This is a genomic window from Pigmentiphaga sp. GD03639 (assembly GCF_029845405.1).
In the GTDB taxonomy this organism is placed as follows: Bacteria; Pseudomonadota; Gammaproteobacteria; order Burkholderiales; family Burkholderiaceae_B; genus Pigmentiphaga; species Pigmentiphaga daeguensis.
Window position 1 is genome coordinate 110721 of record NZ_JAOCLR010000010.1, and the last position, 26537, is coordinate 137257.

Below are 26537 nucleotides of genomic sequence, written 5' to 3' on the forward strand. Positions count from 1 at the left end.
GCCATGTCCGCTTCCATCGTCCATTGGGTGGACGGCCGCAAGATGCCTTCGCAGGGATCGCGCGTCGCCGACGTCTTCAATCCCGCCACCGGCGCCGTCTCCGGCCAGGTGGCGCTGGCCGGCGCCACCGACGTCGATGCCGCCGTCGCCAGCGCCCGCCGCGCCTTCCCCGCCTGGGCGGACGTGCCGCCCATCCGCCGGGCGCGCGTGATGTTCCGCTTCCTCGAACTCTTGAACCGCCACAAGGACGAACTGGCCCGCGCGATCACCGCCGAGCACGGCAAGGTGTTCACCGACGCGCAGGGCGAAGTCGCGCGCGGCATCGACATCGTCGAGTTCGCCTGCGGCATTCCGCAACTGCTCAAGACGCAGTTCACCGACCAGGTTTCCACCGGCATGGACAACTGGACCCTGCGCCAGCCGCTGGGCGTGGTGGCGGGCATCACGCCGTTCAACTTCCCGGTAATGGTGCCGATGTGGATGTTCCCCGTGGCCATCGCGGCGGGCAACTGCTTCGTGCTCAAGCCCAGTCCCATCGACCCCACCCCTTCGCTGATGATGGCCGAGCTGCTCAAGGAAGCCGGCCTGCCGGACGGCGTGTTCAACGTCGTGCAGGGCGACAAGGAAGCGGTGGATGCCCTGCTGGCCCACCCCGACGTGGCCGCGGTGTCCTTCGTCGGCTCCACACCCATCGCGCAGAGCATCTACGAGACCGGCGCGCGCAACGGCAAGCGCGTGCAGGCGCTGGGCGGCGCGAAGAACCACATGGTGGTCATGCCCGACGCCGACCTGGACCAGGCCGTGGACGCGCTGGTCGGCGCGGGCTACGGCTCGGCGGGCGAGCGCTGCATGGCCATCTCGGTGGCGGTGCTGGTGGGCGAGGTGGCCGACCGCATCGTGCCGCGCCTGGTCGAGCGCGCGCATGCGCTGAAGGTCAAGAACGGCATGGAGCTCGACGCCGAGATGGGCCCCATCGTGCATGCCGGCGCGCACCGCCGCATCAGCGACTACATCGGCCTGGGCGTGGAAGAAGGCGCGAAGCTGCTGGTGGACGGCCGCCGCTTCGATCCGGCGTCGGCAGGCGCGGGTTGCGAGCGCGGCTTCTGGATGGGCGGCACGCTGTTCGACCATGTCAGACCCGAGATGCGCATCTATCGCGAGGAAATCTTCGGCCCCGTGCTGTCCTGCGTGCGCGTGCCCGACTTCGCCTCGGCGGTCGAGCTGATCAACGCGCACGAATTCGGCAACGGCGTGAGCTGCTTCACCAGCGACGGCAACGTGGCGCGCGAATTCGGCCGTCGCATCCAGGTCGGCATGGTGGGCATCAACGTGCCCATTCCGGTGCCCATGGCCTGGCACGGCTTCGGCGGCTGGAAGCGTTCGCTGTTCGGCGACATGCATGCGTACGGCGAGGAAGGCGTGCGCTTCTACACCAAGCAGAAGAGCATCATGCAGCGGTGGCCGAGCAGCATCGAGAAGGGCGCGGAGTTCGCCATGCCCATTGCCAAGTAGAGGATCCCCCCTACGCGCTTCGCGCGCCCCCCAGGGGGCGATGCGGGTGGACCGGCAAAGCCGGATCCACCGCATCCTGGGTCTGCGTAGGGGGGTTACCTATTCATCAGGAAGTTGACTAATGCGGCGGCGGGGGCTGAGAGGCCCTCGCGCTGCCGGAAGACCACGAAGAGTTCGCGCGCGGCCCAGGGTTCGTCGATGGGGATCAGCGCGAGGTCCAGCGTGCCCACGTACAGTTCGCCGCTGTGCTGCGGCACCACCGCCACGCCCAGGCCGACGTGGACCATGCGGCACAGGGCATCCAGGCTGCTGACGCTGATCTTGACGTGCAGCGTGGCGCCCAGATGTCCGGCTTCCTTGACCAGCAATTGCGTGAGCGACGTCCCCTGCCCCATGCCGACGATGTTCTCGTCCATGAAGTCGCGCAGGCGCACCACGGGCGCCTTGGCCAGGCGATGGCGGCGCGGCACGGCCAGCACCAGGCGGTCGCTGCGGTAGGGCAGGTGCTCGAGCCGCTCTATGCCCGGGACCTTGTTCGAGAAGCCCAGGTCGAAATCGCTTTCGGTCAGGCTGCGCAGCACCTGGCTGCTGGTCTGCTCGTCGATCTGGATGTCCACGTCGGGGAACACGCGCTTGAAGGCGGCGATGTCCTCGGGCAGGAACTGCACGATGGACGACATGTTGCCGACGATGCGTATCGTGCCCTTGGCGCCGGTGGCGTACTGGGACAGCTCGGCTTCCATGCGTTCGATATCGGCCAGCACTTCGCGCGCGTGGCGGTACACGGCCTCGCCTATCGGGGTGACCGAAATGCCGCGTGATTCGCGGTGGATGACCGGCTGCCCGATCACGCCTTCGATCTCGGCGATGCGGCGGCTGACGGCCGAAGGCGCGATGGCCTCGCGCTCGGCCGCGCGCGCGATGTTGCGTTCCTGGCAGACGGCGACGAACAGGCGCAGCGAGGTCAGGTCGAGTTTACGGACGAGATTGCTCATGGTCTTGCCTTCCTGTCGCTGCGCCGATTGTGGCACGGCGGGCGACAGGGGGCAACGCGCTCAGGCGCTCCGGCGCGCGGGCGACAGCCAGGGATACGCCCGCAGGTGCGCATCCTCGAAGGCGCGGATCTGGTCGGCCTTGCGCAGCGTCAGGCCGATGTCGTCCAGGCCGTTCAGCAGGCAGTACTTGCGAAAGGGCGCGATGTCGAAGGCGAACGACGGCGTGCCGTTCGGACCGGACACGGTTTGCGCCTCGAGGTCCACCAGCAGTTGAACCGGCCTTTCCCGCGTCGCCAGCGCGAACAGCGCGTCCACTTCGTCCTCGCGCAGCACGACGGGCAGGAGACCGTTCTGCATCGCGTTGTTGTAGAAGATGTCGCCGAAGCTGGGCGCGATCACGGCGCGAAAGCCATATTGCTGCAAGGCCCACGGCGCGTGTTCGCGCGACGAACCGCAGCCGAAGTTGGCGCGGGCCAGCAGGATGGTCGCGCCCTGGTAGCGCGCCTCGTTCAGCACGAAGTCCGGATTCAGCGGACGGCCGCTGCAATCCTGGCCGGGCTCGCCCTGGTCCAGGTAGCGCCATTCGTCGAACAGATTGGGACCGAAGCCGGTGCGCCGGATGGACTTCAGGAACTGCTTGGGAATGATGGCGTCGGTGTCGACGTTGGCGCGGTCGAGCGGCGCGACGAGCCCTTGCAGACGATCGAATTTTTCCATGATGGACTCCTTACAGGGCGCGCACGTCGACGAAGCGGCCGGCGATGGCCGCGGCGGCCGCCATCGCGGGGCTGACGAGGTGCGTGCGTCCGCCGGCGCCCTGCCGGCCTTCGAAATTGCGGTTGGAGGTCGAGGCGCAGCGCTCCCCCGGCGAAAGCCGGTCGGCGTTCATCGCCATGCACATGGAACAGCCGGACTCGCGCCATTCGAAGCCGGCGTCGATGAAGACGCGGTCCAGGCCTTCCTGTTCCGCCTGCGCCTTCACCAGTCCGGAACCCGGCACCACCATCGCGAGCCGGATGTTCGGCGCCTTGCTGCGGCCCTTGACCACGGCGGCGGCGGCGCGCAGGTCCTCGATGCGCGAGTTGGTGCACGAACCGATGAACACCTTGTCCAGGGGAATGTCGGCGATGGGCGTATTGGCCGCCAGTCCCATGTAGGCCAGCGCCTTGCGCATCCCTTCGCGCCGGACCGGATCGGCTTCGGCGTCGGGGTCCGGTACCCTGCCATCCACGGCCACGACCATCTCGGGAGAAGTGCCCCAGGTCACCTGCGGCACGATGGACGCCGCATCGATCTCCACCACCGTGTCGAACACCGCGTCCTCGTCCGAACGCAGCGTGCGCCACCAGGCCACGGCCTGGTCCCACTGCGCGCCCGACGGCGCGAACGGCCGGCCGCGCAGGTAGTCGATGGTGGTGTCGTCCACCGCGATCATGCCGGCCCGCGCGCCGGCCTCGATGGACATGTTGCAGATGGTCATGCGGCCTTCCATGGACAGCGCGCGTATGGTCGAGCCCGCGTATTCGATGGCGTGGCCGGTGGCGCCCGCGGCGCCTATCCTGCCGATCAGCGCCAGCACGATGTCCTTGGCCACCACGCCGGGCTGCAGCATGCCTTCCACGCGCACCAGCATGGATTTCATCTTGCGCGCAATCAGCGTCTGCGTCGCCAGCACGTGCTCGACTTCCGAGGTGCCGATGCCGTGCGCCAGACAGGCGAAGGCCCCGTGCGTGCTGGTGTGGGAATCCCCGCACACCACCGTCATGCCGGGCAGCGTCGCGCCCTGCTCGGGACCGACCACGTGCTCGATGCCCTGGCGGCGGTCCTGCATGCCGAAGAAGGTCAGGCCGAAGGTGCGGGCGTTGTCCTCCAGCGCGCCCACCTGCGCGCGCGAGAACGGATCGTCGATGCCCTGGCTGCGGTCGGTGGTGGGAACGTTGTGGTCGGCGATCGCCAGACAGGAATCGGCGCGCCACGGCGCGCGGCCGGCCAGCCGCAGGCCCTCGAAGGCCTGCGGGCTCGATACCTCGTTGATCAGGTGCCGGTCGATGTACAAGAGGCAGGTGCCGTCGGGTTCGGCGGCGAAGGCGTGCGTGTCCCAGAGTTTGTCGTAGAGCGTGCGCGGCATGCGGTGTAGCCTTTTCATCATGAACCGCTTCATTCTAGGAGTGGCGCGTTGTTCGAGAGATGATGAATCGAGATGGCTGCCGTCGCGGCGGAAACCGGTTTGCAACGATTTCGCCGATGGAGATGCCAGCCATGCCCATTTGATGCTTCATGAGCGTTCCGAACCTCTCTACAGTGCGGAAAAGGAGTCGTTCATGCAAGACAGCATTCGTTTCGAGGGCCGCGTGCTTTACCTGTCGCGCGATCCGTCCTGTATCCGCCGCCAGCTGGCCGGCGAATCCGTTTCGCTCGCCCAGGCCGGACCGCTGCGCGACGACGTGTCGACCGACGAGATCACGCCGGTCACGACCATGCTGGTGTACGACGAGCGCCTGGGCCGCTATCCCTACGTGGGGTTGAAGGCCGGCGACGAGCTGCCCATAGGCGAGGACGCCGTGCGCCGGGGCGGCTTCGGGATCACGGTAGCGGGCAAGCGCTACGGCAAGGGTTCGTCGCGCGAGCACAGCCCGCTGGCCGAGCTGTCGGCCGGCATACGGCTGATCGTGGCCGAGAGTTTCGAGCGCATCTATCAGCAGAACTGCGACAACATCGGCATCCTGACCACGACGGACTTCGACGTGCTGCGCCGGATCGAGGCCGGCGAGTCCATTCCCATCGAACTGTTCCTGAAGGGCCGCGACGCGCTGACCCAGGCCATCATCCGCAGCGGCGGACTGATGGCCTACAGCCGGCAGGCGCTGCGGGCCGACACGGCTTCCACGCCACGCGCCCCGGGCAAGGGGCTGACGCTGGTCGAGAAGATCATCCACCGGCACCTGCACCCGGACACCGTGGACGCCGGACGCGGCAGCGGCGTGTTCATCCGCGCCGACTGGCGCTTCAGCCACGACTATTTCACCGGCATGAGCGCGCACCTGATGCACCTGGCCTACGGCAAGCCGGCGCCGCTGCGCGATCCGGACCGCATCGTGGCCTTCCACGACCATCTGGTCCTGGCGCCGCAAAGCGTGCCCCACGTCAAGGGTGGTCTCCTGCCGCGCGTGGCGACCCTGGTGCAGGGACACCATGATTTCATCGACGATTATCCGGTGCGCCACTACGGCCAGTTGCCCGACGGCAGCGGGTCGGAGGGCATCTGCCATGCGTTGATGGCCGAGCGCCACGCGCTGCCGGGCGAGGTCGTGGCCGGCACCGATTCGCATACGCCGCATGCCGGCGCGCTGGGCTGCCTGGCGTTCGGCGTGGGCTCGACCGACATGGCCAACAGCTGGGCCACCGGCTACGTTCGCTGCAAGGTGCCGGAGACCCTGCGCGTGGAGGTCTCGGGCACACTGGCGCCCGGCGTCACGGCCAAGGATATCGTGCTGGTGCTGCTGCGGTCCGAGGCCGTGCGCAACGGCGAGGCCATCGGCGCGGTGTTCGAATACGGCGGCGAGGCGGTGCGCGCCATGTCGGTGGACGAGCGCGCCACGCTGACCAACATGGTGGCCGAGCTGGGCGGGTTCACCGGCATCGTCGAACCGGACGAACGCACCGTGGCCTTCCTGAAGGAACGGCGCGGCATCGACTTCGCACTGGAGGACTGGATGGCCAGCGATGCGGATGCCACCTATCGCCGCGTGATCCGCATCGACGGAGCGGATGTGCGGCCCATGGCGGCGCGCCCGGGCGATCCGGGCAACGGCGTGGCCATCGCCGAGCTGGATGGCGAGGTTGCCGTCGACATCGCCTACGGCGGTTCCTGTACCGGCGGCAAGCGCGCCGATTTCGACGCCTACCACGAGGTCCTGAAATGGGGCCTGGACCAGGGGCTGCGCATCGCGCCGCATACCCGTTTCTACCTGCAGTTCGGCACGATGGAGGTCAAGCGCTATTGCGAGCAGCGCGGCTACATGGACGTTTTCGAGCGTGCCGGCGTGGAGCTGGTCATGCCGGGCTGCGGTTCGTGCGCCAATTGCGGGCCGGGCCAGTCGACCTCGGCCTCGCAGGTCACCATCAGCGCGATCAACCGCAATTTCCCGGGCCGCTCGGGGCCCGGGAGCGTGTGGCTGGCCAGCCCATATTCGGTGGCCGCCAGCGCGCTGGCGGGGCGGATCGTGGACTATGGCCGGTTGCGGGGGTAGGCGGACGGGCTATTTCTTCATGCCATCGCCCATGCCGCCCTTCGACATGGAGTCCTTGGCCATTCCGTCCTTCTTCATGCCGTCGTGCTTCATCTTGTCGCCGGCCATGGCATCTTTCTTCATGTCGTCCTTCTTCATGGCGTCCTTGGCGGGCGCGGTCCTGGACATGGAGTCCTTGGCCATGCCGTCCTTGGCCATGTTGTCCTTGCCCATGGTGTCGGCGGCGTGGGCCGTGACGGCGGCCAGGGCCATGCCCAGGGAAAGAACGAGAGGGGTCAGTTTCTTCATGCGTCGCTCCTTGAAGCGTGGGTCGAAAGAGGGCGCGGGGAATCCGCGCCGTATGGAACCTCGGCTCAGCTGCCGCCGAACCAGTTGTATCCCTGGTCTTCCCAGTACCCGCCCGGATAGGCGTTGGTGACGAAAATCGCCTGGACGTGCTTGGGATTCTTGTAGCCAAGCTTGGTCGGCATGCGCAGCTTCATGGGAAAACCGTATTCGCGTGGCAGCGTGCGCCCGTCGTAGCTCAACGTGAGCAGCGTCTGCGGATGCAGGGCCGTCGCCATGTCGATGCTGGTGTAGTAGTCGTCCGCGCACTTGAAGCCCACGTATCGGGCGCCGGTGTCGGCGCCGATGCGGGCCAGGAAGTCCGAGAAGCGCACGCCGCCCCAGCGGCCGATGGCGCTCCAGCCCTCCACGCAGATGTGCCGGGTGATCTGCTCGGCCTGGGGCAGGGCCCGCAAGTCGGCCAGGCGCCATGGCCGGCGGTCGGCCACGCGGCCGGCAATCTCGAGCCGGTAGTCCGCCTCGTTCACCTCGGGGGCGTCTTCCACGCCGTAATAGGCGTTGAAGGGAAAGGGGCGCGTGATCATGGACGCGGGATAGGTCGGCGCCAGGGCGTCCGGATCGAAAAGCCAGCCCTGCACCTTGTCGTTGAAACGGGAAACGGCCGACAGCGCCTGCTCGACACCGGCCTGGCCGGTGATCTCGCAGCCCGACAGCAGGGCCAGCCCGCCCAGGGACAGCGTGCGGGTCAGGAAGGCCCGCCGCTCGGGCCGTTCGATCCGAGGGGCCAGCAGCCGCCGGGCTTCGCGCAACGCCAGGTCGGCATCGGAGGCGGACAGGCGGGAACGTTTTTCCATGGCCGTCCCCTACCTGCCCAGTACCATGGCGCGCAGGGTGCGCGGCACCAGCGCCACCATGGCCAGGTGCACGACCACGAATCCCACCAACGCGGCCATCGCGGCGAAATGCACGCGGCGCGCCATCTCGTAGCCGCCCATCAACTCGCGCAGCATGCCGAACTGCACCGATTTCCACAGCACCAGGCCCGACACGACCAGCAGCGCGACATCGACCATAACGAACAGGTAGGCCAGGCGCTGTACCTGGTTGTACCGGCGCGGATCGTCGTGGGCCAGGCGGCCGCGCAGCGCCGCCGCCAGGTCGCGCAGCACGCCGCGGGGCGAAAGCGGCAGGAAGCGACGGAACAGGCGCCCGGTCGCCAGGTTCAGCGCGAGATAGGCCGCGCCGTTGCCGGCCAGCAGCCACATGGCCGCAAAATGCCATTGCAATGCGCCGGCCAGCCATCCGCCCAGGGTGACCGCCTCCGGGAACGTGAAGCCGAACAGCGGCGAGGCGTTGTAGATGCGCCATCCGCTCGCCACCATGACCAGCACGGCCAGCGCATTCAGGGCATGCGACATGCGCACCCACGCGGGATGGACCGGGGGCAGGCGGGAAGCGGGGGGGTGAATCGCCGGGACGGCCGTCGGGGACATGCGGGCTCTCCGTTCGAGGTTTGCCGCATTGTTGGCCCCCCGCCATACCGGAGTCCTCACGCAAACTTAAAATAAATGTGATGATTTCCCGCGCCGGGATTGGCGAGAATGCGGTCTACGGTTTTCTACAGGCAGGCTCATGGAACGGGTCAAGCGCGTCCTGATCGTCGAGGATGATGCCCATATCGCCGAACTGTTGCGCATGCACCTGCGCGACGAGGGCTATGCCGTCGAGCATGCGGCCGACGGCGAGCAGGGCATGCGCATGCTGGAGGGCGGGACCTGGGATGCGCTGGTCCTGGACCTGATGCTGCCTGGCGTGGACGGACTGGAAATCTGCCGCCGGGCCCGGGCCATGGCGCGCTACACCCCCATCATCATCACCAGTGCGCGTTCCAGCGAAGTCCATCGTATCGTCGGACTGGAACTGGGCGCCGACGACTACCTCGCCAAGCCCTTCTCCTTGCTGGAGCTGGTGGCGCGCGTCAAGGCGCTGCTGCGCCGCGTGGACGCCCTGGCGCGCCATGCGCGCATCGAGGCGGGGTTGCTGTCGTTGCACGGCGTGGACCTGGATCCGCTGGCCCGCACGGCCTGGCTGAACGGCAGGGCCATCGACCTGACCCCGCGCGAGTTCGACCTGCTGGCCTTCTTCGTGCGGCATCCGGACAAGGTGTACTCGCGCATGGACCTGCTGGACGAAGTGTGGGGCTACCAGCACGACGGCTACGAACACACGGTCAATACGCACATCAACCGCCTGCGCACCAAGATCGAGGACGACCCGTCCGAGCCGCGGCGCATCCTGACGGTATGGGGCCGAGGCTACAAGTTCGCCTCGGGCGTGCGGGACGAGGCCGCGGCGCCATGAAACGCCTGTCGCTCACGCAGCGCCTGTCCCTGGTGTTCGCCGTGCTGCTGCTGGCCTGCAGCGGGATCTCGCTGCTGTTCCAGATCCAGGCCACGGCGCGCCACGAACAGGAGGTCGTGCAGCAGTTGTCCAGCGGGCTGGCGGCGCACATCGCCGGTACCGCGCAGTTGATGGACGCGGGCGGCTGGAAGCCGGATGCCGTGCGCGACCTGTTCGACAAGCTGATGGCGGTGAATCCCGCCGTCGAGCTCTACCTGCTCGATCCCGACGGACGCATCGTCGGCCATGCGGCCCCGCCCGGCCGCCTTGTGCGCGATCACATCGACCTGGCACCGGTGCGCCGCCTGATGGCCGGCGCCGAATTGCCCATACTCGGCGACGACCCCCGGAGCACGGACGCGCGCAAGGTGTTCAACGCCGCCCCGGTGCGCGTCGACGGCAAGGAAGCCGGCTACGTCTACGTCATCCTGCAGGGCGAGACGCACGATGCGCTGGCCGCCGGGCTCGCCCGCCATTCGGTGTGGCGCATGACGGGTCTGGCCATGGGACTGGTCGCGCTGCTGGGACTGATCATGGGCCTCGTTGCCTTCCGCCTCATTACCCGCCCCTTGCGCGCACTGGCCGATACCGTGCGCGACTTCGACGCCGCCAGCGACGTGCCCGTGGTGGCGCCGGAGCCGGTGCCCGACGACGGCCGGCGCGACGAGATCGCTACGCTGCGCGCCGCCTTCGCGCAGATGAGCCGGCGCATCGCCGAGCAGTGGCGCGAACTGACCCGCCAGGACCAGCAGCGGCGGGAACTGGTCGCCAACATCTCGCACGACCTGCGCACCCCCCTGACCTCGCTGCATGGCTACCTGGAAACCCTGCGCGTGAAGGACGGTCTGTTGTCCCGGTGCGAGCGCCATCGCTACCTGGACATCGCGCTGGACCAGAGCCGCAAGGTCGGCGTGCTGGCGCAGGCGCTGTTCGAACTGGCGCGCCTGGAGTCGGGCCTGGTCCAGCCCGAGCGGGAAACCTTCGCCCTGCCCGACCTGGTGCAGGACGTCGTGCAGAAGTTCGAGCTGGCGGCCGAGGCGCGGGGCCAGCGCTTGCAGACCGAGATCCCGCCGGCATTGCCGCAGGTGCATGCCGACATCGCGATGATCGAGCGCGTGCTGACCAACCTGCTGGACAACGCCATCCGCCACAATCCACCCGGCACGCAGATCACCGTGGGGCTGGCGGCGGCCGGCAACGGCGTGCGGGTGGACGTCCGTGATACCGGAGCGGGTATCCCCGCGGCGCTGCGGCCCCGCCTGTTCAAGCGGATCCCCGCCTGGGGCCGCAAAGCGCAGGACAGCGGCGGGCTGGGGCTCATGATCGTCCAGCGCATGCTCGCGCTGCATGGCAGCGACATCCGCCTGGTCGAAGACGGCGGACCCGGGACCGTGTTCCGGTTCAGGCTGGGAGTCGACTGAACGGCCGATAGGGCCGGGCGGCCCGCACGCATCCCTATCCGCCTACAATCGGCGGCATCACCGATGCTTCCCCTCGTGCCATGGATACCTCCACCAAGCCCCGGTTCCAGTTCCGGCTGCGGGTCTACCGCGACGCTTCCATCGCGATCGGACCGGGCAAGATCGCGCTGCTGGAAGCCATTCTCGAGGCGGGCTCCATCACCGCCGCCGCCCAGCAGATGGGCATGTCGTACCGCCGAGCCTGGCTGCTGGTGGACGAGTTGAACCGGTCCCTGCGCGAGCCCGCGGTCGAGAGCGCCGCCGGCGGGGCGCGCGGCGGCGGCACGGTCGTGACCGACGCGGGCCGCGAACTCATACGGCGCTACCGTTCGATCGAGGCCACCGCCCGCTCGGCCGCGGCCGAGGACATCGCCGCCATGGCAAGCATGCTCGTCGACTGACGCGAGTCCGGGCCCCGCCCGGCATTCGCTCGCGCTACCGTCCAGCCAGGATTCGCTGTATTCTTCGGAATATGACGAATGCGCTGCTGGATTCCTTCGACGCTTTTCCGCTGATCCTGTCCCTGAAGGTCGCGGCCCTGGCCACCGTGCTGGCCCTGGTCGCGGGCGTGGGCCTGGGCTGGCTGTTCGCGCGCAAGCCGTTTCCGGGCAGTTCGATGGCCGAGGCCGTGTTCATGCTGCCGCTGGTGCTGCCGCCCACGGTCATCGGCTACGCCATCCTGCTGGCGGCGGGCCGGCGCAGCCCCCTGGGCCGCTGGATCTACGAGCACTTCGACTACACCATCATCTTCAGCTGGCACGGCGCGGTCGTGGCCTCGGCCATCGTCGCCCTGCCGCTGGTCCTGAAGTCGGCCAGCGCCGCATTCGGCGGCATCGACCGTACCCTGGAAGCCGCCGCCAGCACGCTGGGCCAGTCGCGCTGGTCGGTGTTCGTGCGCGTGACCCTGCCGCTGGCCTGGCCGGGCATCCTGGCCGGCACCCTGCTGGCTTTCGCGCGCGCCATGGGCGAGTTCGGCGCCTCGCTGATGGTGGCGGGCTCGATTCCCCAACGCACGCAAACGCTTTCCATGGCCATCTACGACGCCACGCAGGCGGGGCAGGACGACCTGGCCCTGCTGCTGGTGCTCATCACCTCGGCCATTTCCATCGCCATCCTGGTGGCCTGCAACCGCTATCTGTCGCTACGCTGAAGGAACCCCATGTCCCGCATCCGCCATGCCGCCCTGTTGCTTGCCTTCGCCCTGCCGTTTCAGGCTTGCGCCCAGGAGATCACCGTATCGGCCGCGGCCAGCCTGACCAACGCCTTCAAGGACCTCGGCAAGCAATTCGAGCAACGGCATCCCGGCACCACGGTGCGGCTCAACTTCGCGGCCTCGGGCACGCTGCTCCAGCAGATGAGCCAGGGCGCGCCGGTGGACGTGTTCGCCAGCGCCGACCAGGCCACGATGGACAAGGCCGTGGCGCAGAACCTGATCGACGTGCCGACGCGGCGCGATTTCGCCGCCAACAGCCTGGTGCTGGTCACGCCCGCGCAGGGCGGTCCCGCCATCGCCTCGCTGCAGGACCTGGCCGGCGCGCCGGTCAAGCGCATCGCCATCGGCAAGCTCGCCACGGTGCCGGTGGGCAACTACACCAGGCAGGCGCTGGACCGCGCCGGCCTGTGGACCGCGCTCGAACCCAAGTTCATCCAGGCCGACAGCGTGCGCCAGGTGCTGGACTACGTGAGCCGGGGCGAGGTGGACGCCGGCTTCGTCTACCGTACCGACGCGGCCATCATGCAGGACAAGGTCAGGATCACGCTGACCGCCGGCGGCCATACGCCGGTGACCTATCCCGTGGCGGTGCTGTCCGGCAGCAAGCACCAGGCGCAGGCCAGGGCCTTCATCGACTTCCTGCTGTCCGCGCCCGGCCAGCAGGTGCTGGACCGCTACGGATTCGGCAAGCCGTGATCGACGTCGACATCGCACTGACGGTGCGCGACGGCAACCGGCGCTTCGACCTGGCCGCGCGCTTCGCTTCCGATGCGCCCTTCGTCGCGCTGTACGGGCCGTCGGGCTCGGGCAAGTCGCTGACCCTGCAGGCGGTGGCCGGACTGCTGCGGCCCGGAGCCGGCCACATCCGGCTGGACGGCCGGACCCTGTTCGACGCCGCGCAAGGCATCGACGTCGCGCCGCCCGCGCGCGGTATCGGCTACCTGTTCCAGCATTACGCGCTGTTCCCGCATCTGTCGGTGCGCCAGAACATCGCCTTCGGCCTGACCTCGTGGCGCCGTCGTCGCCTGTCGCCCGAGGACGGGCGGCGCGTGCAGGCCCTGATCGACCGCTTCGGGCTGACCGCCATGGCCGGCAGCCGGCCCGGCGTGCTGTCGGGCGGCCAGCAACAACGCGTGGCGCTGGCGCGGGCCCTGGCCTGCCAGCCCCGCGCCCTGTTGCTGGACGAACCCTTCGCCGCGTTGAATCCCATGCTGCGCGGCGAACTGCGCAAGGAGCTGGCCGAGGTAGCGCGGCAGTGGGGCATCCCCGTGCTGATGATCACGCATGATATCGACGACGTGCTGAAGCTGGCCGATGTCGCCTTTCTTTACCAGGACGGGCAGGTCACGCGCAAAGTGAAGCTGCGCAGCGGACAAAGCCGCGATTTCGTCCGCCGCGCACTGGGTGACGACGCGCCGGCCGAGACGCCGATGCGCCAGCGCCTGCGCACGCTGCTGAACCCGGGCGCGTCCTGAACGCACGGCGTTAGAATCGTCGATCAGACGACTCTGCGGTGGCACGCTGCGCGCGGCCGCCCGCCATTCCATGCCACCCTTCGACCGTTCCGCCGCCGTGGGCTTCGGCCTCAATCCGCTCGACCGCATGTCCGAGGCGCGCGCCGACGGCGAGTTCGTCCGGGCGCGCCGGCACGATGCGGCGGCCCGGTTCATGGTTTTCGTCGGCGACGTGCCCCTGCTGGATGCGAGCGGCGCCGCGTCTTCCCCCCTGTTCACCGCCGAGGCCTGGATAGGCCTGGGACCCGCGCGGCAGGAGATCTTCCTGGGGCAGGACGAGCAGGGCCGCCCGCTGTTCGCCGTGGCCCTGGACGGCGGGCTGGCCGAGGCGGCCGCCTCCCGGTCCGGGCTGGAACTGCTGGACCTGCGCAGCATCGCCATGCGCGGCCTGTTCCCGCCCGACGTGCTGGGCGAACTGGGCGGCGCCAAGGCCATCCTGAGCTGGCACGACCGGCATCGCTATTGCGCCAACTGCGGCGAGCCCAGCCGCGTGGCCTGCGCGGGCTGGCGCCGCGACTGTCCGGCCTGCGGCGCCCAGCACTTTCCGCGCGTGGACCCGGTGGTGATCATGCTGGCGGTGGACGGCGACCGCTGCCTGCTGGGCCGCCAGCCGCGCTTCGCGGCGGGCATGTACTCGGCCCTGGCGGGTTTCCTGGAGCCGGGCGAGACCATCGAGGACGCCGTGCGGCGCGAGATCCGAGAGGAAGCGGGCATCGCCTGCGCCGAGGTGGCCTACTTCGCGTCGCAGCCCTGGCCCTTCCCGTCGTCGCTGATGATAGGCTGCTTCGCCCGCGCGCAAGGCACCGGCATCGTGATCGACCGCAACGAGCTGGAAGACGCGCGCTGGTTCACCCGCGAGGAAGTCCGCCAGATGCTGGACGGCACGCATCCCGAGGGGCTGTCCGCGCCCAGGCCCTACGCCATCGCCCATCACCTGGTGCGGGCCTTCGTTGAAGGGACCGGTCCCGCGCTGGGTTGAGCGCAGGCCGGGCGGCCTGGGAGCCTGGGGCGCGCGGGGGGACGATCCCCGGAAGCGGGGGGCCGGAGCCGGACCGGCGGATTAGGACTTCCCTCCATATAGTTTCAAAATTGTTTACATCGGAACAAGTTTATGGACGAGCGTGAAGTCGCCGGCCGGGTCGAAGGGCAGCGACTTGTACAGCCCCGGCGCCGCCGAATGGCCCGAGGCCATGAAGAACAGCGTGTAGCCGTCGGGCGGGGCCTTGGCCACGAAGTTCGCGCCCAGCGTGCCGCCCGCGCCGGGCTTGCCCTCGACGTAGGCGGTCTGGCCCAGGCGTTCGGTCAGTTGCTGCGCCAGCAGGCGCGCCTGGATGTCCACCGCGCCGCCGGCGGTGAAACCGTGGATCAGGCGGACGGGCTTGGCGGGCCAGGCATCCTGGGCCAGCGCGCGGGCGCCGGGCAGGGTGGCGGCGGCCCCGGCCAGCGTGGCCAGGTCGCGGATGAATCGGCGGCGTGTCATACCAGGAACCTCCCGGGTTGGGGTCCGCGCTCGACCGGCACGCTCTTGAACGAGCCTTCCTGGAAGAGGCGCAGGCGGGACGCCAGCAGTTCGTCCGTCAGGCGGGCGAGGCGGCCGGCGTCGAAGACGAGGCGGCCGTCGCGCTTGACGAAGCGGCCCGCCACCATGACGTTCTCGATGTCCGAGGTTTCCGCGTACATGACGACGATGTGCGCGGGATTGCCGCCGGCATGGGCGGGAAAGATGTTCATGCCGCGCGTGTCGATCATGATCAGGTCGGCCTGCTTGCCCGGCGCCAGCGAGCCGGTCTTGCCGTCCAGGCCGAAGGCCTTGGCCCCGCCCATGGTGGCCCAGTAGATGGCGTCGCGCGTCAGCGTGGAGTGCTGCGTGCTGGCCGGCCACTTGCCTTCGGCGTGCAGGCTGCGGTTGTCCAGTTCGCGCTGGTGCAGGAAGGCATGGCGCATGACCCACAGCATGGAACTGTTGAAATAGGGATCGCAGTCCGTTCCCAGCGAGGGCGTGGCGCCGTGCTTGACCAGGCGTCCCAGCATGGCCGGCTGCTCGTAGTTCAGCATTTCGGTCAGGTTGGTGGCGGTGATGGTGCAGCCGGCGTCCAGCACGATCTTCAGTTCGGTGTCGTCGAAGCAGTTGCCGTGGCCGATGTTGTGGTCCGGGCCCAGCAAGCCCTCGTGGGCCAGGCGCGGATAGCCGTCCTCGACCACGCGCTTGCCCTTGCGGCCATAGGTGTGGGCGGAGTTGAACAGGCCGTATTCGCGCGCCAGGCGGATGTCGTGGACGGCCACGTCGTACTCGCCCCAGTCCGGGCCCAGGATGGCCATGGCCAGCGTGACGAGCCCGTCGTCGGTGGCCAGCCGGCCGGTGCGCAGGCGATGGATCTCGTCGCGCGGGAAAGGCTGCTTGTAGTAGGGGACGGCGCCCTCGCGCTCGGGCGGCTTGACCGTGCCGCGCGCGAACACGGCGCGTATGCCCGATTCCTCCAGCGCGTCGATGGCGGCGTCGGTCATCTCGGCGTCGCGCAGGATGTGGCACCAGTCGACGATGGTGGTGGTGCCGTTGCGCAACTGGTTCAGCGCGCCCAGCAGGTTGCCCAGGTAGACGTCGCGAGCGGTGTAGTAGGTGGCCAGTTTCTTGTGCAGGTTGGCATGGTAGTCGCGGCTGCCGACCCAGTCGGCGCCGATGCCGCGCAGCTGGAATTCCCAGGTATGGATATGGGCGTTGACCATGCCCGGCATGACGATGCGGTGCGTGCCGTCCACCACCTCGTCGGCGGCCGCGTTCAGGCCGGGGCCGATGGCGGCGATCCTGTCGCCTTCGATGAGGATGTCGGCCTGGGCGAAGTCGCCCACGGCGGGATCCATGGAAAGAATGGAAGCGTTCCTGATCAGCGTGCGGCTCATGTGTCCCCTCGGATGCGATGGCGGAGATCCCCGGGGCCCGGGCCACCAGGCCGTGGGCCGCCGGGTGGGCGGAGGCAGGACGCGCGCGACTGCGTGTGGAAGCCATGTTGACATTTTCCACATCGGCGATAAACATCGTCAGATCAAAAAATTGCTTTCCAATCCGGAAAAAATATGGACCGGTTCGTGGCGATGTCGGTGTTCCGCAAGGTCGTCGAGCACGAAAGCTTCACGCTGGCCGCGCGCCAGCTGGGCATGTCGGTCGGATCGGTCAGCAAGTACCTGACGTGGCTGGAGCTGCACCTGGGCACCTCGCTGGTGGCCCGCACCACGCGCCGCCTGAACGTGACGGAGGCGGGCCGCAGCTACTACGCGCAGTGCGCGCGGCTGCTGGATGACCTGGAGGAAGTCGAGCGTTCGGCCGCGTCGATGCAGACCATGCCGCGCGGCGTGTTGAAGGTGCGCGCGCCGGTTTCGCTGGACTACGCGGGCTTCGGCGTCATGATGGGCGAGTTCCTGCGGCAGTTTCCCGCCGTCAAGGTCGAGATGACGCTGAACGACCGCTTCGTCGACCTGGACGACGAAGGCTACGACGTTGCGCTGGCCCTGGGCAGCAACCAGAAATACGTCAACCACCCCACGCATGCCACCCGCGCCATCGCCCGCATGACGCGCACCGTGGCGGCCTCGCCCGGCTACCTGTCGGGGCGCGAGGCGCCCGCTGCGCCGCAGGACCTGAAGCGGCACGACTGCCTGATCTACGACCGGGGGCCGGCGCCGGACGAATGGCATTTCTCGGATGGCCGCACCGAGCGCATGGTGCATGTGGGCGGCAGCCTGCGCAGCAACAACAGCCAGGTGCTCAAGGATGCGCTGCTGGGCGGCTCGGGCCTGGCCATGCTGCCGACCTTCATGATCGCGCAGGCGCTGGACGAAGGGCGGCTGGTACCGGTGCTGCCCGGCTGGACGCCGGCGTCGCGCACCCTGTACGTGATCCACCCGCGGCCGCGGCATTCGTCGCTGAAGATACGCGAGTTCGTCGAATTCGTGTCGGCGTGCTTCGAGCGGGATCCGCGCTGGCGGCTGGCGTCCTAGCGCGCCAGTCCGATGACCGCGATGATCCGCCCGAAGGCCACGGACCGGTCGATGGTCAGCGAGCCGCCGTGCTGTTCGCAGATGCGCCCGGCCAGCCGCAGCCCGAAGCCGGCATCGGCCGGCAGCTCGAATTCCGGAGGAAAGCCCACGCCTTCGTCCTCGACGATCACGGTGACCAAGCCGGGGCCGTACTCCACGTCGAGATGGACGTTGCCGGCGCCGTACTTGACGGCATTGGTCGCCAGCTCGATCAGGACCGAGCCGAGCGACATCGCGGCTTCCCCATCCAGCGGAACCGCGCCGTTGGAGACGATGGCCAGCATGCGGTCCGAGCGGGGATCGATCAGCGCCGATTGCAGGTGCCGGGCCAGGTCGGCCAGGTAGGTGGCGGCGTCGGGCGCCGCCTCGGGCTCGTGCCGGTAGGCATGGTCGTGCAGCCGCACCAGGCTTTCGATGCGGCTGACCGCGATACCGAGTTCGCGGCGCACGTCCTCGTTGTCGGAGCGCCTGGCCTGGACCTGCAGGGCGCTGGAAAGGAGATGCAGGCCGTTGCGCATGCGATGGTGCAGTTCGCGCAGCCGCAATTCGTGGGTGGTGCTGGCGTCCTCGGAGGACGGAGTGGAGACCGGATCGGCTGGCGGGGCGTCGTGTTGCGGAACGCGCTTGCTTGTCATGTAGGCTGCTGGTGGACCGGATGCGAAGGTCCCGGTTGGAATGGGACGGCGGCCGCTGGGTCCGGGACCGGGACCGGGGGCCACCGCTGCGTCATTTCTCGTTCAGGTCGCCACGCAGCTTGTCGTTGGCTTCGCCGATGCGATCCTTGTCCATGCGAACTCCTCATCGATGGTAAGGGTGCCGTCCGTCGCCGGACTGGGGGAGGAACAGACTGTAGCGTCGAGCCGGGACAGCGGCTAGATGAGTCCGTACCAGCGGCGATAGTATTTCTGTCCCGAAGACGGCGGCCTAGCGGGGACGCGCGTGCCGTCTTCCCTTGGCCGGCGCTTCGTAGCCGGTGACGCCGCGCTGGCGCGCCCAGACGATGGCGTCGCTGCGGCGATGCACGCCGATCTTGCTGTACAGCATCGCGATGTGGTTGCGCACCGTATTGGGCGACACCCGCATCGCCGCCGCGATCTGCTCGTTGTTCTCGCCCTGGCACATGCGTCCCAGGACTTCGTATTCGCGCGGCGTCAGCTCCGACAGCGCCGCGGTGCTGGCAAGCGTGTCCTGCGGACGCCGGATCTGGGCCAGCTTCTCGATGACGGTGCGGCTGAACCACGAGGCGTCCTGCATGACCGCGTCGATGGCCGCGACCAGCTCTTCCTCGCCGCGCTTGCGGTCGGTGATGTCCTGGATCGCCACGAGCACGCAGGCCTGGCCATTGATGGTGGCGGTCTCGGCCGACAGCAGGCAGTCCAGCACGTCTCCCCCGCGCGTGCGCAAGGCGACTTCGGCGTTGCGCACGCTGCCGGTGGCATCCAGGTCGTCCTTCAGCTTGCGATGGACGGCGGCATCGGCCCACAGGTGCAGATCGGCCGGCGTCTTGGCCAGGACTTCCGGGGCCTCGTGGCCGGTGGCGGCGATGAAGGCCTCGTTCACGGCCATCAGCGCGAAGTCGCCGCGATTGCACACCGCCATCGGCACGGGAGCCAGCATGAAGGCCTTCGAGAAGCGTTCCTCGGTCTGGCGCAGGGCGTCCTCGGCGCGGCGGCGGGGCTCCAGGTCCATGAAGGTGAAGAGCATGCACGGGTCCTCGCAGACCTCGAGAGGTTGGCCGGCCACGATCACCAGCTTGGTGCCGCCGTCCTTCAGGCGCAGCGTGGCTTCCATCTGGGGGATGGTGCGTCCCTGTTGGAGCAGGCGTATCGCCTCGTCGCGCCGCGCCGCTTCGTTGAGCACGTCGAGTTCATACATGGAACGACCCAGGACTTCTTCCCGATCATGTCCGGTCATGTCCAGGAAACCCTGGTTGACCTTGAGGTAGCGCAGATCGGTCAGGCCGCAGATGATGGCGGGCGCCGGGTTCGTACTGAAGGCGCGCTCGAAGCGTTCCTCCGCGCCGTACCGGTCCGTCGCGTCCTGGATCACGAGCACCAGGGCCTCGGGTTCCTCGGACGCGCCGGTCAGGACCAGGCCGCGCACCTGGTGAATGCGGCGGAATGATTCGTCGGCGGGGCGGGTCACTTCGACCACGACGTCCGTGAAGCTTTCGCCTGCGAGGACCCGCATGATGGGATACTGGGCGGGAGCCAGGACGTGGTTGTTGCGGTACTTCAGCGTATGGGCGGCAACGTAGTCCTGGGCCGTGCGGCCCAGGGCGGCCAGGTTTCCCGCGCCATGGATGGCCAGCGCCGTTTCGTTCGCCCAGACGACCGAACCGTCGGGATCGAGAAGCACGACGCCCTCGGCCAGCCCCGAAATGATCTGCTGCAGCAGGCGCCGGTCGGCGCGTGGCTTGTCGGTGCTCTTGCTCATCCCGGTGCCCCTGTGGGTTGCGTGGCGACTATCGCCGGATGACGCGGTGGGGCTTCATCTGGAGTCGGACCTGGCGCGATGGTGCCGGGCAGTGTATCCCATCGCCCTGTCGGGCGGACTGAGGTCGCCGCCCCATTGCGCGACGATGTCCTGCAACATCGCTGAAACCGCCTGGCAGGCCGGGGTCATCACGCCCGATTTGGGCAAGGCCAGCGTGACGTAGCGGCGCAGGTCCGGATTGACCAGGCGGGTGGCCTGCAGCGACCCCTGGCGCAGTTCGTGCATGATCGAATAAGGCCCGAGGACGGCATATACCGACTGGGTGGCGGCCAGTTCCTTCTGCGCGGTCAGCGAGTCGGCCTCGATCACCGCCTGCAGCGCGAAGCCCTTGCTGCGGGCGGTCTCGTCCAGGATCGCGCGCCAGTGGGCGGGCCGCCGGGGCAGCACCAGGGGCAGGTCCTGCAGGCGCGCGAAATCGACGGAGGGCGCCCGCGTGAGCGTATCGCCGGGGCGCGCCACGAGATAGGTGTGGCCGGTGGCCAGCAGCCGTTCCTCGGCGCTGGCCGGCTTGTGGAAGCGGAACAGGACGGCCATGTCGACCAGGCCCGCGTCCAGCAGCGCATCGAGTTCCCCGCCCTGCCCCTCGCGCACGTTCAGGCGGATCAGGGGGTATTGCTCGCGCACGCGGCCGAACAGCGTGGTCAGGAGCGGATGGGCGGCCGAAGGCAGGATGCCCAGGCGGACCTCGCCCATGGGCACCGTGGACGTGGAGCGGATCTCGCGGAACAACTGATCGGTGTCGGCCAGCCAGGTGCGCACGCGGGCGATGATGTGCTCGCCCAGTTCGGTCAGGACCACGCCGCGGCCCGTGCGGCGGAACAGCCTGCCGCCGCACTCGCGTTCCAGGTTGCCGATCTGGCGGCTGACGTGCGACTGCACGGTCATGCGCGCGGCCGCCACCTTGGTGAAGCTGCCGCTTTCGGCCACTTCGACGAACAGTTTCAGATCGGCATGGTTCATGGGACGGCGCCTGCGTGAAGACATCTCTATTTTGGCATGTCTGAAATCTCGGATACCAGTCTAGGAAGATATCTGCGCGCTTCCTACACTGCCAGCCGTCACGACATCGCGCGCATCGCGCCCACCACCATGACCGCACCCAATCTGGCACCCGCACCGGCGCCCCTGCGCATCGCCGTCGACATCGGCGGCACGTTCACCGACATGGCCGCGTTCGACGAAAGCGCCGGCACCCTGCATTTCGGCAAGGCCTTGTCCACGCACGGCCGGCTGGTCGAGGGCATCCAGCACACGCTGGACGGCGCCGGCATCGACCTGCGCAACGGCTATCTTTTCCTGCATGGCTCGACCATCGCGATCAATACGCTGCTCGAACGCAACGGCGCGAAGACGGCGCTGCTGATCACCGAGGGATTCCGCGACATCTACGAGATCGGCCGCGTCAACCGCCCCGATGCCTACAACCTGTTCTTCTCCAAGCACACGCCGCTGGTCAAGCGTTCGCTGCGCTATGAAGTCGCCGAGCGGCTGCGCGCGGACGGCAGCGTCCACAAGCCGCTGGACGAGGCGCGGGTGCGCGAGGTCGCGCGCGAGCTCAAGGCGCAGGGCGTGGAGGCGGCGGCGGTGCTGTTGCTGCATTCCTATCGCCAGCCCGACCACGAGAAACGCGTGAAGGAAATCCTGCTCGAGGAACTGCCGCACGCCTTTGTGACCGCCTCGCACGAACTGTCGCAGGAATACCGCGAGTTCGAACGCGTGTCGACCGCCGTCGCCAACGCCTATGTGGGTCCGCGCGTGTCGGCCTATCTGGGCCAGTTGGAGACGCACCTGGGCGAGCGCGGCTTCGGCGGCGACTTCTATGCGGTCCAGTCCACCGGCGGCCTGTTCCCGCTGGAACATGCGCGGCGCGAATGCGTCCGCATGCTGGAATCGGGTCCGGCCGCGGGCGTCATCGGCGCCCAGGCGATCTGCGCGCAGCTCGGGCTGCCCGACGCCATCGCCTTCGACATGGGCGGCACCACGGCCAAGGCCGGCGTGATCAGCGAAGGGCGGCCGCTCACCACGGGCAGCGCGCTGATCGGCGGCTACGAGAAGGCCCTGCCGATCCAGATCCCCATGATGGACATTTTCGAGGTCGGCACCGGCGGCGGCAGCATCGCGCGCGTCGAGCTGGGCAATGCGCTGCGGGTGGGGCCGCGGAGCGCCGGCTCCATGCCGGGCCCGGTCTGCTATGGACGTGGGGGCACCGAGCCCACCGTGACCGATGCCAACCTGGTCCTGGGCCGCCTGGATGCCGGGCACTTCCTGGGCGGCGAGATGCCGCTGGACCTGGAAGGCGCGCGCGCCGCCATGCACGAGCGCATCGCCGCGCCGCTGGGCCTGGAGACGGTCGAGGCCGCGGACGGCATCCTGCGTATCGCGGTGACGGCGATGTCGCACGCCGTCAAGGCCGTCACCACCGAACGCGGCCTGGACGCCGGCAGCTTCACCATGGTGGTCTACGGCGGCGCGGGGCCGCTGCATGCCTCGGCCATCGCGCGCGAGCTCGGCATCCGCCGCGTGCTCATTCCCTACGCGCCGGGCTACTTCTCGGCCTACGGCATGCTGTTCAGCGACCTGCGCTACGACTACGTGCGCTCGGTGTTCCGCCACCTGGACGACCTCTCGTTCGACGAGATCGAGTCGCTGTACGCGTCCATGGAAGAAGAAGGGCGCGCGGCCGTCGCGGCCTCGGCGGTGCGGCCGGACGATATCGTCATCGAGCGTTCGGCCGACATGCGCTACGTCGGCCAGGAGCACGCGGTCACCGTCGACCTGCCCCGCGTGTATTTCGAACGCCAGGACCGCGATGCGATCAAGCGCCATTTCGACGACGTCCACGCCATCCGCTACGGCACCAGCGCGCCGGCCGAGCCGGCCGACATCGTCAGCCTGCGCGTGACCGTGCTGGGCGTGATGCGCAAGCCGCCGCGCCACGCGGTGCGGGCCGGTGGACAGACGCCGCCCGAGGACGCGTTGCGCGCCACCAAGCCGGTGTACTTCCGCTCGCACGGCCAGGTGCCGACGCCGGTGTACCGCCGCGACGCCCTGCTGGCCGGCAACCGTATCCCGGGGCCGGCCCTGATCGAAGAACACGCCTCCACGACCGTCGTCCAGCCGGGCGACGAATTGACCGTGGACGACTGCGGCAACCTGCATGTGGCCATCGGGAGCGAACGTTGATGAACGCGCGAGAAACGAACCAGCCCACCGTCGATCCGGTCACGGTGGAGATCATCCGCAACGGCCTCCTGGCCGTCACGGAGGAAATGAAGACCAACCTGATGAGGACCGCCTACAACCTCATCATCTACGAGGCGCTGGATTTCACCGTGGGCCTGTTCACGCCCGAGGGCGACACGGTGTCCATCGGCCTGGGCCTGCCCATGTTCATCCGCGGGATGTCCGAGACCGTCAAGGCCAAGATCCGCCACTTCGGGCTGGAGAACATCCATCCCGGCGACATCCTGGTCACCAACGACGCCTATGTCACCGGTAGCCACCTGAACCATTTCACCTTCACCATGCCGGTGTTCCACGAAGGCCGCATCGTAGCCTTCACCTGCTGCATGGCGCACTGGCTGGACGTGGGCGGCACGCTGGGCCAGGTCACGACCGACATCTTCTCCGAAGGGATACAGATTCCCATCGTCAAGTACCGCCGCGCGGGCGTGGTCAACCAGGACCTGGTCGACATCATCGCGATGAACGTGCGCCTGCCCGAGCGCGCGCTGGGCGACCTGCGCGCGCAGATCACCGCCATCACCACCGGCGAGCGGCGCTTCCTGGAGCTGGTCCAGCGCTACGGCGCCGACGCCGTGCACGGCTCGATCGCGCAGATCATGGACCAGTCCGAGGCGGTGGCGCGGCAGAACACGCTCAGCATTCCCGACGGCGTCTACGAGGCCGAGTCCTACATGGACGACGACGGCGTGGACGTGGGACGGCGCATTCCCATCCGCGTCAAGGTGATCAAGCAGGGCGACGAGATGACCATCGACCTGTCGGACGTGAGCCGGCAGGTGCGCGGCTTCTACAACTCCGGCTTCACCACCGGCATCGCCTGCGCGCAGGTGGCCTTCAAGTGCCTGACCACGCCCACCGACTATCCGGTCAACGACGGCAGCTTCCGTCCGCTGAAGGTCGTCATGCCCATGGGCACCGTCATCAGCGCCGAACGCCCGTTCCCGATGCGGGTCTGGATGACCTTCCCCATGACCGTCATCGACACCATCTTCAAGGCGCTGGCGCCGGCCATACCCGACCGCGCCATCGCCGGCCACCATGCCGACCTGGTGTTTCCCAACATCCACGGCATCTCGCCCGAGGACGGCCGCCTGTTCATCGTCGGCATCGGCCCGCTGGGCGGCGGCTGGGGCGCGAAGTCGCGCGAGGACGGCGTGTCGGTCACGGTGTGCATCAACGACGGCGATACCCACAACAGTCCCACCGAGCAGCTCGAGGCCAAGTATCCGGTCCTGGTCGAACGCTACGCCATCCGCACCGACAGCGGCGGCGCGGGCACCTATCGCGGCGGGCTGGGCGCGGAGATGGTGGTGCAGGCGCTGTCCCCCTTCGCGGTGACCACGCGCATCGACCGCATGCATTGCAAGCCCTGGGGGCTGGAGGGCGGCCACGAGGCCGCGGGCAACGGCATCGCCATCCGCCGCAAGGGCGAATGGGACGACGGCATGCCCAACGCCAAGATCTTCAACGTGCGGCTGGAGCGCGGCGATGCCTACAAGATGCTGTCGGGCGGAGGAGGCGGCTTCGGCGATCCGCGCGGGCGCGATCCCGAGACCGTGGCCGAGGACGTGCGCGAAGGCTATGTCAGCGCACAGGCGGCGCGCGATGTCTATGGCGTGGCGGTGACCGCGGAAGGCGCGGTGGACCAGGCCGCCACCGAGGCGCTGCGGGGCCGCCGTGCCGCCTGATGCCGCCGCCCGCGCCGCCGCGCTGCTGCGCCTGTGGAACGACGTGGCGCTGCAGCACGTGTCCATGGGCGGTGCCTGCGCGTGCGGCATGGGTGGCGTGACGCTGCGACTGCAGGATTTCGAGCGCGACATCCTGGACTATTTGCGCGACGAGGCCGGGCGCCTGGGCGAGGCCGAGGCCCATGCCCTGCTCGAACGCCACGCCCCGGCCGGGCAGGAGGGTGGCGTGGCGGCGGTGCTGGCGGCGCTGGCCGATCCCGGCAACGATGCCGCGGCCGCCGGCGCCGCATGGCTGCTGGGCCGCCTGGATCGCACCCTGAGTTCTTTCGCGCGCCTGCACGGCGGCGCGCGTTCCGGAGCCTTGCCATGACGGAGACGGACGACCGCATACCGGTCACGGTGCTGACCGGCTTCCTGGGCAGCGGGAAGACCACGCTGCTGAACCGCCTGCTGGCGCGGCCCGCGCTGCGCGACACGGCGGTCATCATCAACGAGTTCGGCGAGGTCGGACTGGACCACCATCTGCTGGAGCAGAGCGCCGAGGACATGGTGCTGCTGGCCAACGGCTGCATCTGCTGCACCATACGCGGCGACCTGGTCGAGGCCTTCGACCGGCTGGACCGGCGGCTGGCGGGCCAGGCCGCGCCGCTGCGGCGGGTGGTGATCGAGACCACCGGGCTGGCCGACCCCGCGCCCATCCTGCACACGCTGATGAGCGAGCCGGAGGTTGCGCGCCGTTATCGGCTGGACCACGTGGCCGCGACCGTCGATGCCTGCAACGGCATCGATACGCTGGACCGGCAGGAGGAAGCCGTGAAGCAGGCGGCGGTGGCCGACCTGCTGGTGCTGACCAAGACCGATCTCGCGTCCGCCGCGCAGTCCGAGGCCCTGCTGCACCGGCTGCGGGCGATCAACCCCGGGGCCGAGCTGGTACGCGCCGGCAAGGACGACGGCGACTGGCTGGCGGCGCCCGACGGCCGTCCGCGTGACGTGCGGCGCTGGCTGCGTGCCGAGGCGCACGAGGCACATGGCGACGCGCACGGACACCCCGCCCATCATGGGCACGGACATGAACACCATCACCATCACGACCGCACCCGCCACGGCGACCGCATCCGCTCGTACGTGGTGACCCGCGACGAACCCGTGTCATGGGCCGGCGTGCAGCGCTGGCTGGCCATGCTGGCCACGCTGCGCGGCCCCGACCTGCTGCGTGTGAAAGGCATCCTCAACGTGGTCGAGCATCCCGGCACGCCGGTGGTCATCCACGGCGTGCAGCACGTGTTCCACCCCCATTCCTTCCTGCCCGCCTGGCCCGACGACGACCATCGCACCCGCATCGTGTTCATCACCCGCGACGTCGAACGCGACCTGGTCGACGACACGCTCAGGATCTTCGAGCGCCGACAACCCTAGCCCCGCCCCATCACAACGACAAGGAGACCG

25 protein-coding genes are annotated in these 26537 nt (G+C 68.7%); 14 read left to right on the plus strand and 11 right to left on the minus strand.

The features are described from left to right. The first annotated feature begins 3 nt into the window (after positions 1-3). Positions 4-1512 (plus strand): CoA-acylating methylmalonate-semialdehyde dehydrogenase, encoded by a 1509-nt coding sequence (locus N5K27_RS13295; protein ID WP_132980155.1) that lies wholly within the window; start codon positions 4-6, stop codon positions 1510-1512. 95 nt (positions 1513-1607) lie between these two features. Here the strand turns inward: N5K27_RS13295 and N5K27_RS13300 are convergent, their stop codons facing one another. From N5K27_RS13300 to leuC, 3 genes are read right to left on the minus strand one after another with little or no spacing between them, the layout of a single operon-like run. Continuing rightward, positions 1608-2507 carry a LysR substrate-binding domain-containing protein gene (locus N5K27_RS13300; protein WP_132980156.1) on the minus strand — a complete coding sequence of 300 codons (900 nt, stop codon included), beginning with the start codon at positions 2505-2507 and terminating at the stop codon, positions 1608-1610. Positions 2508-2567: 60 nt separating this feature from the next. After that, positions 2568-3224, minus strand: a complete 657-nt coding sequence (gene leuD, locus N5K27_RS13305) for a 3-isopropylmalate dehydratase small subunit (protein WP_132980157.1) — start codon at positions 3222-3224, stop codon at positions 2568-2570. Between the two features lie 10 nt (positions 3225-3234). Further along, positions 3235-4635, minus strand: coding sequence for a 3-isopropylmalate dehydratase large subunit (gene leuC, locus N5K27_RS13310; protein WP_279817144.1), 1401 nt, complete (start codon positions 4633-4635; stop codon positions 3235-3237). Positions 4636-4828: 193 nt separating this feature from the next. Between leuC and N5K27_RS13315 the strand changes: the two genes are divergently transcribed. Beyond that, positions 4829-6757 (plus strand): aconitase family protein, encoded by a 1929-nt coding sequence (locus tag N5K27_RS13315; RefSeq protein ID WP_279817009.1) that lies wholly within the window; start codon positions 4829-4831, stop codon positions 6755-6757. Between the two features lie 9 nt (positions 6758-6766). Here N5K27_RS13315 and N5K27_RS13320 read toward each other — a convergent pair whose 3' ends face one another. The 3 genes from N5K27_RS13320 to N5K27_RS13330 all read right to left on the minus strand — a co-directional run bounded on the left by N5K27_RS13320 (position 6767) and on the right by N5K27_RS13330 (position 8535). Further along, positions 6767-7045 carry a pentapeptide MXKDX repeat protein gene (locus N5K27_RS13320; RefSeq protein ID WP_279817011.1) on the minus strand — a complete coding sequence of 93 codons (279 nt, stop codon included), beginning with the start codon at positions 7043-7045 and terminating at the stop codon, positions 6767-6769. A gap of 65 nt (positions 7046-7110) precedes the next feature. Then, on the minus strand, positions 7111-7896 hold the full coding sequence (locus N5K27_RS13325) for a molybdopterin-dependent oxidoreductase (protein ID WP_087840443.1): 786 nt from the start codon (positions 7894-7896) through the stop codon (positions 7111-7113). A gap of 9 nt (positions 7897-7905) precedes the next feature. After that, positions 7906-8535: a cytochrome b/b6 domain-containing protein gene (locus N5K27_RS13330; protein ID WP_279817013.1), complete on the minus strand. Its 630-nt coding sequence runs from the start codon at positions 8533-8535 to the stop codon at positions 7906-7908. Between the two features lie 139 nt (positions 8536-8674). Between N5K27_RS13330 and N5K27_RS13335 the strand changes: the two genes are divergently transcribed. From N5K27_RS13335 to nudC, 7 genes are all read left to right on the plus strand, one after another. Further along, positions 8675-9403, plus strand: coding sequence for a response regulator transcription factor (locus N5K27_RS13335; protein ID WP_279817015.1), 729 nt, complete (start codon positions 8675-8677; stop codon positions 9401-9403). Beyond that, complete coding sequence (locus N5K27_RS13340) at positions 9400-10863, plus strand: HAMP domain-containing sensor histidine kinase (protein WP_087840448.1); 1464 nt, start codon at positions 9400-9402, stop codon at positions 10861-10863. The genes N5K27_RS13335 and N5K27_RS13340 overlap by 4 nt, the downstream gene beginning before the upstream one ends. A gap of 80 nt (positions 10864-10943) precedes the next feature. Next, positions 10944-11303, plus strand: coding sequence for a LysR family transcriptional regulator (locus tag N5K27_RS13345; protein ID WP_087840449.1), 360 nt, complete (start codon positions 10944-10946; stop codon positions 11301-11303). 71 nt (positions 11304-11374) lie between these two features. Continuing rightward, positions 11375-12052: a molybdate ABC transporter permease subunit gene (gene modB, locus N5K27_RS13350; RefSeq protein WP_087840450.1), complete on the plus strand. Its 678-nt coding sequence runs from the start codon at positions 11375-11377 to the stop codon at positions 12050-12052. A gap of 9 nt (positions 12053-12061) precedes the next feature. Continuing rightward, positions 12062-12811 (plus strand): molybdate ABC transporter substrate-binding protein, encoded by a 750-nt coding sequence (modA, locus tag N5K27_RS13355; RefSeq protein WP_279817018.1) that lies wholly within the window; start codon positions 12062-12064, stop codon positions 12809-12811. Further along, positions 12808-13590: an ATP-binding cassette domain-containing protein gene (locus tag N5K27_RS13360; RefSeq protein ID WP_279817020.1), complete on the plus strand. Its 783-nt coding sequence runs from the start codon at positions 12808-12810 to the stop codon at positions 13588-13590. Before modA ends, N5K27_RS13360 begins: the two co-directional genes overlap by 4 nt. A 70-nt stretch (positions 13591-13660) precedes the next feature. Next, positions 13661-14608, plus strand: coding sequence for an NAD(+) diphosphatase (gene nudC / locus N5K27_RS13365; RefSeq protein WP_279817022.1), 948 nt, complete (start codon positions 13661-13663; stop codon positions 14606-14608). Between the two features lie 114 nt (positions 14609-14722). Here nudC and N5K27_RS13370 read toward each other — a convergent pair whose 3' ends face one another. Both N5K27_RS13370 and N5K27_RS13375 read right to left on the minus strand, forming a co-directional pair. Beyond that, positions 14723-15109, minus strand: a complete 387-nt coding sequence (locus N5K27_RS13370) for a tripartite tricarboxylate transporter substrate-binding protein (protein WP_279817024.1) — start codon at positions 15107-15109, stop codon at positions 14723-14725. Then, on the minus strand, positions 15106-16527 hold the full coding sequence (locus tag N5K27_RS13375) for an amidohydrolase family protein (protein ID WP_165963245.1): 1422 nt from the start codon (positions 16525-16527) through the stop codon (positions 15106-15108). The genes N5K27_RS13370 and N5K27_RS13375 overlap by 4 nt, the downstream gene beginning before the upstream one ends. Before the next feature lie 174 nt (positions 16528-16701). On the opposite strand from N5K27_RS13375, the gene N5K27_RS13380 reads away from it, so the two are divergent. Further along, a complete protein-coding gene (locus N5K27_RS13380) occupies positions 16702-17622 on the plus strand; it encodes a LysR family transcriptional regulator (protein WP_087840458.1) in 921 nt (306 codons plus the stop codon). Here N5K27_RS13380 and N5K27_RS13385 read toward each other — a convergent pair. The 3 genes from N5K27_RS13385 to N5K27_RS13395 all read right to left on the minus strand — a co-directional run bounded on the left by N5K27_RS13385 (position 17619) and on the right by N5K27_RS13395 (position 21117). After that, positions 17619-18296 (minus strand): sensor histidine kinase, encoded by a 678-nt coding sequence (locus N5K27_RS13385; RefSeq protein WP_087840459.1) that lies wholly within the window; start codon positions 18294-18296, stop codon positions 17619-17621. The two genes, N5K27_RS13380 and N5K27_RS13385, sit on opposite strands and share 4 nt — an antisense overlap. Before the next feature lie 289 nt (positions 18297-18585). Then, the gene (locus tag N5K27_RS13390; RefSeq protein WP_279817028.1) at positions 18586-20097 is read right to left on the minus strand and encodes a helix-turn-helix transcriptional regulator; all 1512 of its coding nucleotides are present in this window, start codon (positions 20095-20097) and stop codon (positions 18586-18588) included. Positions 20098-20151: 54 nt separating this feature from the next. Continuing rightward, a complete protein-coding gene (locus N5K27_RS13395) occupies positions 20152-21117 on the minus strand; it encodes a LysR family transcriptional regulator (RefSeq protein ID WP_279817030.1) in 966 nt (321 codons plus the stop codon). Between the two features lie 129 nt (positions 21118-21246). Here N5K27_RS13395 and N5K27_RS13400 point away from each other — a divergent pair, with 129 nt between their 5' ends. Genes N5K27_RS13400 through N5K27_RS13415 form a run of 4 tightly spaced genes read left to right on the plus strand, consistent with a single transcriptional unit; the run spans position 21247 to position 26507 of the window. Then, positions 21247-23340, plus strand: coding sequence for a hydantoinase/oxoprolinase family protein (locus N5K27_RS13400; RefSeq protein ID WP_087840464.1), 2094 nt, complete (start codon positions 21247-21249; stop codon positions 23338-23340). Further along, complete coding sequence (locus N5K27_RS13405; protein ID WP_087840466.1) at positions 23340-25091, plus strand: hydantoinase B/oxoprolinase family protein; 1752 nt, start codon at positions 23340-23342, stop codon at positions 25089-25091. Before N5K27_RS13400 ends, N5K27_RS13405 begins: the two co-directional genes overlap by 1 nt. Continuing rightward, a complete protein-coding gene (locus N5K27_RS13410; RefSeq protein WP_087840468.1) occupies positions 25081-25461 on the plus strand; it encodes a hypothetical protein in 381 nt (126 codons plus the stop codon). Before N5K27_RS13405 ends, N5K27_RS13410 begins: the two co-directional genes overlap by 11 nt. Continuing rightward, positions 25458-26507: a GTP-binding protein gene (locus N5K27_RS13415; protein WP_279817034.1), complete on the plus strand. Its 1050-nt coding sequence runs from the start codon at positions 25458-25460 to the stop codon at positions 26505-26507. The genes N5K27_RS13410 and N5K27_RS13415 overlap by 4 nt, the downstream gene beginning before the upstream one ends. The last annotated feature ends 30 nt before the right edge of the window (positions 26508-26537 follow it).